General features: G+C 61.8%; 1 protein-coding gene. It reads right to left on the reverse strand.

Annotated elements, in window-relative coordinates; all coding sequences use genetic code 11:
• Positions 1–217, reverse strand: a 217-nt coding sequence (locus tag U5A58_RS40800; protein WP_321965493.1) for a DegT/DnrJ/EryC1/StrS family aminotransferase, incomplete at both ends; no start/stop codon positions are given.

Raw genomic sequence — 217 nt, forward strand, 5'->3', positions numbered from 1 at the left:
TGCCTGCGCGGCGTCCTCGATCACGCGCAGCTTGTGCTGGCGGGCGATCGCGTAAAGCCGGTCCATGTCGACGGGCAGGCCCGAGAGAAACACCGGAATGATGGCTTTCGTCTTCGGCGTGATGGCGGCTTCGAGTTTGTCGAGGTCGATGTTGCGCGTGACGGGATCGATATCCGCGAACACGGGCGTTGCGCCGACTTCGTAAATCACGTTGCTT

This window comes from Paraburkholderia sp. J7 (genome assembly GCF_905220155.1).
Lineage (GTDB): Bacteria > Pseudomonadota > Gammaproteobacteria > Burkholderiales > Burkholderiaceae > Paraburkholderia.